General features: G+C 63.6%; 5 protein-coding genes. All 5 read left to right on the forward strand.

What is annotated here, in order from left to right:
• The first annotated feature begins 564 nt into the window (after positions 1–564).
• The 5 genes from ACVOKO_RS16550 to aceK all read left to right on the forward strand — a co-directional run bounded on the left by ACVOKO_RS16550 (position 565) and on the right by aceK (position 7,106).
• The gene (locus ACVOKO_RS16550; RefSeq protein ID WP_346499966.1) at positions 565–2,796 is read left to right on the forward strand and encodes an NADP-dependent isocitrate dehydrogenase; all 2,232 of its coding nucleotides are present in this window, start codon (positions 565–567) and stop codon (positions 2,794–2,796) included.
• A 251-nt stretch (positions 2,797–3,047) separates the two neighbouring features.
• Positions 3,048–4,022, forward strand: coding sequence for a hypothetical protein (locus ACVOKO_RS16555; RefSeq protein WP_346499967.1), 975 nt, complete (start codon positions 3,048–3,050; stop codon positions 4,020–4,022).
• Entirely contained in the window at positions 4,019–4,567 is a 549-nt protein-coding gene (locus ACVOKO_RS16560; protein WP_346499968.1) for a GTP-binding protein, read from the forward strand. The genes ACVOKO_RS16555 and ACVOKO_RS16560 overlap by 4 nt, the downstream gene beginning before the upstream one ends.
• On the forward strand, positions 4,560–4,976 hold the full coding sequence (locus ACVOKO_RS16565) for a roadblock/LC7 domain-containing protein (protein ID WP_346499969.1): 417 nt from the start codon (positions 4,560–4,562) through the stop codon (positions 4,974–4,976). Before ACVOKO_RS16560 ends, ACVOKO_RS16565 begins: the two co-directional genes overlap by 8 nt.
• 399 nt (positions 4,977–5,375) lie before the next feature.
• A complete protein-coding gene (aceK, locus tag ACVOKO_RS16570) occupies positions 5,376–7,106 on the forward strand; it encodes a bifunctional isocitrate dehydrogenase kinase/phosphatase (RefSeq protein WP_346499970.1) in 1,731 nt (576 codons plus the stop codon).
• The last annotated feature ends 510 nt before the right edge of the window (positions 7,107–7,616 follow it).

Here is a 7,616-nt window from a genome sequence, read left to right on the forward strand (position 1 = left end):
TCGCGGCTTACGCCGCTCCTACAAACGCGACTCTCACAGACAATCAGCAGCCGCCGTAGCCCGGGTAAGCGCAGCGCACCCGGGGCTGTTGGCACGCAATCAGCGATTGCATTGGTTACCTGGTTCCCGGGTGCGCTGCGCTTACCCGGGCTACCTTGGGCCTGACGATGCGTCACTCTTCATTCAATCAAAAGGGCAGCTCCTGCTTGGCGGGCGCCGGATACCGCCGCGATATTGTTTACGCTGAGCACCCCCGTTCTGCGCACTGTCCAACGGGGTTTGGTGACAGCGGCAACGGTTGCAGCTGAGACCAGCGCCGCCTGTCAGGGCGCGAGCCAAGACAGCACAAGGGTTGCGCGCATTTGCCGTGGCGGGATACCGCGCTGACCCTACTTCCGCGTATGGTTTTTTTTGCCCGTACCGGCTGAAAACGCGACAATGTGGGGGTTTCCCACTCGGCAGCCGGGTAGGGACGTGTGCGCTGGCCCACTGGATGGCCGTCTGCCTGCTTCAACGCCGCTGCCATCCTGCCCCGCATCCGTCAGCAAGAGAGTTTTTGCCCCCATGTCGAATACGCCGAAGATCATCTACACGCTCACCGACGAAGCTCCGTTCCTGGCCACGCAGTCGCTGCTGCCGATCGTCGATGCCTTTACCGCGACCGCCGGCATCGCCGTCGAAACCCGCGATATCTCCCTGTCCGGCCGCATCCTGTCGCAGTTCCCGGATTTCCTGAAGGACGACCAGAAGGTCAGCGACGACCTGGCCGAACTGGGCGCGCTGGCCACCACGCCGGAAGCCAACATCATCAAGCTGCCGAACGTCTCGGCCTCGGTGCCGCAGCTCAAGGCCGCGATCAAGGAACTGCAGGACCAGGGTTTCATCCTGCCGAACTACCCGGACGCGCCGACCGATGACGTGTCGCGCGACATCCAGGCGCGCTACGACAAGATCAAGGGTAGCGCGGTCAATCCGGTGCTGCGCGAAGGCAATTCCGATCGCCGCGCACCGCTGTCGGTCAAGAACTACGCACGCAAGCATCCGCACCGCATGGGCGCCTGGTCCGCCGACTCCAAGTCGCACGTCGCGCACATGGACGGCGGTGATTTCTACGGCAGCGAAAAGTCGGCCACGCTGGCCAATGCCGGCAGCCTGAAGATCGAGCTGGTGCAGAACGATGGCAACACCGTCGTGCTGAAGGCAAAGACCGCAGTTAAGGCCGGCGAAATCGTCGATGCCTCGGTGATGAACCGCAAGGCGCTGGCTGCCTTTGTCGATGCGCAGATTGCCGATGCCAAGGCGCAGGGCGTGCTGTTCTCGCTGCACCTGAAGGCGACCATGATGAAGGTCTCCGACCCGATCATGTTTGGCGTCGTCGTCGACGAGTTCTACAAGGACGTGCTGGCCAAGCACGCCGCTAGCCTCGCCCAGATTGGTTTCGATTCCAACAACGGCATCGGTGACCTGTACGCGCGCCTGTCGCAGCTGCCGGAAGCCGAGCAGGAAGCGATCAAGGCCGATATCGCCGCCGAATACGCCAAGCGCCCGGCCGTGGCGATGGTCAACTCGGACAAGGGCATCACCAACCTGCACGTGCCGTCGGACGTGATCGTTGACGCCTCGATGCCGGCGATGATCCGTGACTCCGGCAAGATGTGGAACGCCGAAGGCAAGCTGCAGGACACCAAGGCAGTGATCCCGGACCGCTGCTATGCCGGCGTGTACCAGGCGGTGATCGAAGACTGCAAGGCGCACGGCGCGTTCAACCCGTCCACCATGGGCTCGGTGCCGAACGTCGGCCTGATGGCGCAGAAGGCCGAAGAATACGGCTCGCACGACAAGACCTTCCAGATCGCCGCCGATGGCGTGGTCAAGGTCAGCGATGACGCCGGCAACGTGGTGTTCGAGCACGCGGTCGAAGCCGGTGACATCTGGCGCATGTGCCAGACCAAGGACGCGCCCATCCAGGATTGGGTGAAGCTGGCGGTCAGCCGTGCACGCCTGAGCAACACCCCGGCGCTGTTCTGGCTGGATGCCAAGCGCGCCCACGATGCGCAGGTGATCGCCAAGGTTGAGACCTACCTCAAGGACCACGACACCAACGGCCTGGACATCCGCATCCTGTCGCCGGAAGAAGCTACCGCTGTGTCGCTGGAGCGCATCCGCAAGGGCGAGGACACCATCTCGGTGACCGGCAACGTGCTGCGTGATTACCTGACCGACCTGTTCCCGATCCTGGAGCTGGGCACCAGCGCCAAGATGCTGTCGATCGTGCCGCTGATGGCCGGCGGCGGCCTGTTCGAGACCGGTGCTGGTGGTTCGGCACCCAAGCACGTGCAGCAGTTTGTCGAAGAGGACTACCTGCGCTGGGATTCGCTGGGCGAGTTCCTGGCCCTGGCCGCGTCGCTGGAACACCTGGGCCAGCGTTACGACAACAAGGGTGCAGCCGTGCTGGCCAATGCCCTTGATGCCGCCAACGGCAAGTTCCTGGACAACGACAAGTCGCCCTCGCGCAAGCTCGGCGGCATCGACAACCGCGGCAGCCACTTCTACCTGGCCATGTACTGGGCGCAGGCCCTGGCCGAGCAGAACGAGGACGCCGCACTGAAGGCCAGGTTTGCACCGCTGGCCGAGCTGCTGACCAGCAACGAGCAGAAGATCGTCGACGAACTGGCTGCAGTGCAGGGCAAGGCCGTGGACATCGGCGGCTACTACCGCCCGGACCTGGCCAAGGCCGGCCCGGCGATGCGCCCGAGCGCCACGCTCAACGCCGCCATCGCCAGCCTCAAGGCCTGAGTGATGTGAAGAACGACGGCTGCTTACGGCAGCCGTCGTTACGCTTTGAAAGCCTGTCTCCGTCATGGAGGCGGGCTTTTTTGTTTTCGTGTGATGACGGTGTGTAGCTACGACCAATGTCGGGTGCCGAAAGGACCACCGAAAAATCGAATTGTGGGTCCAATCACCCTTTCACATGCGGCTTCTGGCATAGCCTCATTCGACACGTTGGGAATCGCATGATGCGGGCGTGTCAAAAAGGGGAAGAGGGCATGACCAGGGTGCTGGTAGTGGGCTCGGATACCCGAGAGGAGCAGACGCTCCTCGGGCGATTAAGGGAAATTGCAGGATTGCCGCCGGAAGCCTTGCAGCGTTGTGTGGATCTGGACCAGTGCGACTTGTTGTTGGTACGCGATACGCCGGCGCTGCGCAGCGCCGCCAGGCATATGGCCAGCAAACGGCCGACGATGCGGCTGTGGCTGCATGATGATGACGGTGCCGTGCATGATGGCCGCAGCAGCAATGTGCTGCACCTGGACCAGGCGCAGATTCAACGCGCGTTGGCACCGCCAGACGCGCCGGTCGAGGAGGACACCGACGGTCTGTATCTTGCCAGCGGCGCCAAACAGGTCACCCGCCTGCTGCGCCGTCGGCTGCAGGAAAAGCATGGGCGCGCGATGCTGTCGCTGCAGGGTCAGCCACAGCTGCTGATTGATTTTGAACACGACCAGATGGTGCCGCTCTACCAGCATCCTGCAGATGGGCCCACCCTGGCCCAACAACTGGGCGATGTATTCGAACTGCTGGCCTTGCAGGAGCTGTCGCTGGCGCGTTTCGACGCACTGGCCGACAAGTTGTCGCGGCAGCCGCTGCGGCCGCTGCTCTGGCAGATGGCGCAGTTTGGCGACAACTGGACGGATTTCGACCGCCGCCTGCAGCAACACGCACAGGTAAGCCTGCTGCGCTGGCCGGATTTCCGTGTGCTGGCACATCAGCACGATGGCTTCCGGCTGTGTTCGCTGCTGCTGAAGAAACCCTGCAGCCTGGTGGAGTGCACACAGTTGCTGGAGGTGGACATCAACGCAACCCGCGCCTTCATGCGCTCTGCGTATCTATGCGGTTATGCAGAAGTACGGGTGCCGGAAACCGCTCCAACACCGCCCAACGCGCCCGTCAAAAACAGCGCCAGCACCTTGCTGGCGCGGATGTGGCGCAGTGTCCGCCAACGCACGGGTATACATGCATGATCGAACACAAGGTAGTGATTCTGGGCGCCATGGGGGCAGGCAAATCAACCTTGGTACGCGCCGTTGCCGGCGGCACCGTCATTGATACGGATGTAATCAATACCGACACCAGCTCTGCCAAGCTGGCGACCACGGTGGCGATGGACTATGCCGATGTGAACCTGCCCAACGGCGACCGCCTGCGCCTGTATGGCACGCCCGGCCAGGAGCGCTTCTCCTTCATCTGGCCGGTACTGCTGCAGGGTGCACGCGGCGTGGTGATCCTGGCCGATGCGTCCAGCCCGGATGTGGCGCAGGAAATGGAGCGTTACCTGCTGGCATTGCGCGAACATGCCGCGAAGGTGCCGGCGGTGATTGGCGTTTCAAAATTCGACCTGGTGCCGGATGTGGACCTGGACGCCTGCCTGCTGCAGGCACAGAAGACCGCCGGCAGGCCGCTGCCGCTGGTGCCGTTTGATGCGCGCTCGGAAGATGCGGTGATGATGTTGATGGACGTATTGATGGGCGAAGTCGAGGCGGCCGCGTTGGTGGAAGATCATGTCTGAGGTGAAGGGAATGGCATTGTTGGAAGACTGGGAAGTCAAAGCGCTCGACATCAAACTGCAGGAATTCGCCAATTCGGTCGATGGCGTGCGTGCGGCCGTGGTGGCCAGCGTTGACGGCTTCGTGCTGGCACAGGCGGCAACCCAGTCCTCCAGTGGTGAACGGCTGGCGGCAATGACCAGTGCGATGCTGGCGCTGGCATCGGCGGTAGGCCGCGAACTGGCCTTGGGCACGATGGACGTGCTGATGCTGGAGGCCAGTGAAGGCAAGGTGCTGATGCAATCCATCCCGCTGCCGCGTGGCTCGCTGTTGTTGATGGCCGCCTGCGGCCAGCGCAGCGTGATCGGGCATGTGCTGTGGAGCGCGCGCGAATGCGGCCGCAAGATCCAGGCGGAATTGTCGGCGGAGTGAGTGCTGGGGCAGTTGCTGCGGGTGGAATTGCTGCTGGCAAGGCAAAAGCCAGAGCAAAGCCAAAGCCAAAGCCAAAGCCAGAGCTGAAGCCGAAGCCGAAGCCGAAGCACCCCTCCCCAACCCTCGCCTTTGCTGCGCAAAAGGGAGGGGGTGAAGCAGGTGCTCGCGCCACCAGCGGTGGCCACGCTCCGCTCCCTCCCTTGCGCACAGCGCAGGGGAGGGCTGGGGAGGGGTGCCTTTGGCGCGAAACACATAATCCAGGACCCGTCCCACCGCCCAGGTCTGTCCCCGACAGCATCCGGTGTCGTATGGTCAGCGGAACTCTCCGGTGTTCTTCCGCATGCGATCAGCCCGTACCTGCATTGACCCCGCACCTCGGCAGCGTCAGCGCACGCCGTCATGACCGGGTCGGTTACCGACAGCCCCTTGTCTGCCCGTATCGCCAGCTGCATTGCGCAGGGTTTCGAGGACTACCACCGCGCATTCGCCCAGATCAGCCGGCGCGCGCGTGAGCGTTTCCAGCGCCGCGATTGGGCCGCCGCCAAAGCCGACGCGGTCGAGCGTATCGAGCTGTACGACCTGTGCGTTGCGCAGTGCCGCGCGCAGCTCGATCAGCTGTTGCAAGATGCAAGCGATGCGCAGCCGCTCTGGCAACAGGTCAAGCAGCACTTCGCTGCGTTGATCGACAGCCGCATCGATGGCGAGCTGTACAAGACCTTCTACAACACGCTGACGCGCCGCCTGTTCGCCACCCATGGCGTGGACGACCGCATCGAGTTCATGGCGTTGGATATCGAACCCTCCGATGCCATCACCCACCCGGTGGCGCGGCATGTCTATGCCGTCTCCGAGGCACGACCGGTCGAGACATTCGCGCGCTTGCTGGCGGACTATGCGTTCGAGCTGCCATACCAGCATCAGCTGCGCTGCGCGGCGGCCATCGCGGTGCGGCTGCAGGATGATCTTGCGCACTGGGGGCCGCATCCGGTGCGTGCGATCGAGTTGCTGCAGACCGTGTTCTACCGTGAGCGCCGCGCCTACCTGGTGGGCCGGGTGTTCGGTGAACACCGGTTCTCGCCGTGTGTGATTGCCCTGGTCAACGACGGCGACGGCATACGCGTGGAAGCCGTGCTCAGCCGCCGCCGCGATGTGGCGCATCTGTTTGGTGTGTCGCGCAGTTATTTCCAGGCCGATCTACCAACCGTGGCCGATGCGGTGGTGTTCCTGCGCAGCATCCTGCCGGGCAAGCCGGTGGATGAGATCTACACCGTGCTGGGCCGCGCCAAGCAGGGCAAGACCGAACGCTACCGCACGTTTTTCAGTCACTTCCAGCAGCACGACAATGAGCAGCTGGTGCATGCCGATGGCACGCCCGGCATGGTGATGACGGTATTCACCCTGCCCAGCTACCCGCTGGTGTTCAAGTTGATACGCGACCGTTTCGCCTGGCCCAAGACGATGAGCCGGCAGGATGTGGAGGACAAGTACGCGCTGGTGTTCAATCTCGATCGCATTGGTCGCCTGCTGGACGCGCAGCCGTACCGCTATCTGCGCTTCCCGCAGCAGCGCTTCGCGCCGGCTTTGCTGCAGGAATTGATCAGCCAGTGCAGCCACAGCGTGCGCATCGATGGCGACGAGGTGGAGATTGCGTTGTGCTACGTGCAGCGACGGTTCCGGCCCTTGAATCTGTACCTGCGCGAGCAGGGCGCCGAGGCCGCACGCGCGGCGGCGCTGGATTACGCGCAGGCGATCCGCGACATGGCCTGCAACAACATCTTCCCCGGCGACATGCTGCTGAAGAACTTCGGTGTGTCGCGGCATGGTCGCGCGGTGTTCTACGACTACGACGAACTGTGTCTGCTAACCGAGTGCAACTTCCGCCACTGGCCGCAGCCGCGTAGCGAGGAAGAGGCGATGGCGGCCGAGCCCTGGTTCCATGTCGCCCCCAACGATGTGTTCCCGGAGCGCTTCGGACTGTTCATGGGCTTGCCCCGGGCTTCACTTGAACTGGTGCAGGAAAAATTCGCCGAGCTGTTCGACCCCGACTGGTGGCAGGGGCTGCAGGCCGGGTTCCGACAAGGGCTATACCCGGATACCCCGCCGTACCCGCGAGCGCTGCGCCTGGCGTGAAGTCGAGCGACCGTCTGGAAATGCTTGTGCTGTAGCTGGCGTGGGCATGGCCGACCGCAACACCGGCCCGCGCCAGCTGACACTGCTGCAAGGCAGCTGAAGCGCGATGCAAGGGTAGTGCCGAGCCATGCTCGGCAGAGGCGTTACCGGCAATGCCAGATGTAGTGCCGAGCCATGCTCGGCAAAGGCGTTACCGGCAATGCCAAATGTAGTGCCGAGTCATGCTCGGCAGGGGCGTCACCGGTAAAGCCCCAGCCGAGCATGGCTCGGCTCTACAGGTGCGGCGGCGCTGTGGGAGCGGCGTAAGCTGCGAAGCCGTTGCTGCAACAGGCAGCGAAGAGCCACCCCTCCCCAACCCTCCCCTTGGCCTTCGGCCAAAGGGAGGGGGCGTAGTGCCGAGCCATGCTCGGCAAGGGCGTTACCGGTAATGCCAAATGTAGTGCCGAGCCATGCTCGGCAGGGGCGTCACCCGCCATGCCAAATGTAGTGCCGAGCCCAGCGCGGCAGGGG

The sequence above is a fragment of the Stenotrophomonas sp. STEN240 genome (genome assembly GCF_056756175.1).